At 65.2% G+C, this 874-nt stretch carries 1 protein-coding gene and 1 pseudogene; both read left to right on the forward strand.

What is annotated here, in order from left to right; translation table 11 throughout:
• Positions 1-201 (forward strand): annotated as a pseudogene (locus LH128_RS30235) (IS21 family transposase); the annotation flags it as partial.
• A partial coding sequence (istB, locus tag LH128_RS30240; protein ID WP_008833505.1) for an IS21-like element helper ATPase IstB occupies positions 201-874 on the forward strand: 674 nt, incomplete at its 3' end. The pseudogene LH128_RS30235 and the gene istB, both read left to right, overlap by 1 nt.

An 874-nucleotide genomic window follows, 5' to 3' on the forward strand; every position in this document is an offset into this window, starting at 1 on the left:
CTCGATATCGCCGCCAGGGGCGACTGTGTCGACGTGCTGGCCCGGCGGATCGATGAGGCACTCGACAGCGGGCGCCTGCCCGATGTCGATGCGCTCAGGGAGGAGTTCCTGCCTACCGCAAGATCACAGCGCGATGTCACTATCCCGCCACCCGATCTGCACAGCTACAACAGCCTGATCGCCAGCGGGGAGGTGCACTGATGACCCGCACCAAAGACCAGGCCGCCGCCGTGCTGCCTACCCTGCTCAAGGCCTTGCGCCTGCCGAGCATCAACCGCAACTGGAAGCGCCTTACCGACACCGCCGATCGGGATGGCTGGCCGGCCGCCAACCTGCTCGCCTCACTCCTCGAGATCGAGATGGCCGACCGTTCCTCCCGGCGCATCCAGCGCCATCGCGACCAGTCCGGCCTCCCGGCAGGCAAGACCTTCGCCACCTTCGATTTCGACGCCGCCCCCGGTATCCGCAAGCCGCACCTCTTGTCCCTGGCTGCCGGCGACGACTGGATCGAGAGCGGTGGCAATCTGCTGTTGTTCGGCCAGAGCGGCACCGGCAAGACGCACGCGGTTGCCGCCATCGGCCATGCCCTCATCGACGCCGGGCGACGTGTCCTGTTCTGCTCCACAACCGACATGGTCCAGAAGCTCCAGGCCGCACGACGCGACCTCAGCTTGCCCGCGATGCTCGACAAGCTCGACAAGTTCGATCTCATCGTCCTCGACGACCTGTCCTACGTCCGCAAGGACCAGGTCGAGACCAGCGCCTTGTTCGAGCTCATCGCCCATCGCTACGAGCGCCATTCGATCGCCATCACCGCCAACCAGCAATTTTCGGCCTGGGACAACGTCTTTCCAGATCCAGCCATGACTGTCGC

This window comes from Sphingomonas sp. LH128 (assembly GCF_000293195.2).
GTDB classification, from domain to species: Bacteria; Pseudomonadota; Alphaproteobacteria; order Sphingomonadales; family Sphingomonadaceae; genus Novosphingobium; species Novosphingobium resinovorum_A.